This window comes from Polaromonas sp. P1_E3, from assembly GCF_056405935.1.
In genome coordinates, this window is sequence record NZ_JBFUBD010000669.1 from 1 (window position 1) to 1,032 (window position 1,032).

General features: G+C 59.9%; 1 protein-coding gene. It reads left to right on the forward strand.

The genetic code is table 11. The annotated features are described in order from the left end of the window. Window positions 1–240: 240 nt before the first annotated feature. The coding region (locus AC1D0Z_RS22660) for an enoyl-CoA hydratase/isomerase family protein (RefSeq protein WP_477660387.1) at window positions 241–1,032 on the forward strand (792 nt) is incomplete at its 3' end.

Sequence of the window (1,032 nt, forward strand, 5' to 3'; positions counted from 1 at the left end):
CGCCTACATTCGCAAGGAATGGCTCGAGGTGTAAAAACCTGTGTGAAGTGGCGTGGGCATGTCACCGCTGGGACAAAAATAGACCAAACAGTCCAACCCGGGACTTGTGCCGTCACAAACGCCCCCTACAATGGAAAAAGAACGGTCGTACTTTTTTGCAGCCGCCAGGGCATGCAGAGGCCTAAAACGCCAGCCGAGACAACTGAACCACTGAAACTCCCATCAAGGAAAGAAGCAGCAATGACCACCCTTTACGAAGTTCACGGCAGCGTGGCCGTCATCACCCTGAGTAACCCTCCCGTCAATGGCCTGGGCCATGCCACGCGCCTGAGCCTGACCGACAACGTCCAGAAGGCGAATGACGATGCCGCCATCAAGGCCATCGTGATCACTGGCGCCGGCAAGGCCTTTTCCGGCGGTGCCGATATCAAGGAATTCGGCACACCCAAGGCCTTGATTGAACCCAATCTGCTGAGCGTGATCCGCGCCGTTGAGAACTCCGCCAAGCCCATCGTCGCTGCAATCCATTCCGTCTGCATGGGTGGTGGGCTCGAACTGGCTTTGGGTTGCCACTACCGCATCGCCGCGCCCGGTACCAATATCGCCTTGCCCGAAGTCAAGCTGGGCCTGTTGCCGGGTGCCGGCGGCACGCAGCGCCTGCCGCGCGTGCTGGGCGTCGAGCCTTCCCTGAACATGATCGTGAGCGGTGAGCCCGTCAAGAGCGAACTGCTCGCGCAAATTCCCGGCCAGAAGCTGTTCGACAAGCTTGCTGCGTCGCCCGAGTCACTGGCCCAGGAGGCCCTGGCCTTTGCCCAATCGATTTCCGACACCCGGCCATTGCCGCTGGTGCGTGACCTGCGCGCCAAGCATCCCAATGGCGACGCTTATTTCCAGTTCGCCCGCAACATGGTCAAGGGCATGGCCAAGAATTTCCCCGCGCCACTCAAGTGCGTGGATGCGGTCGAAGCCGCCACCAAGAAGAAGTTCGAAGACGGCATGGCCTTTGAGCGCGAGCTCTTCATCAACCTGATG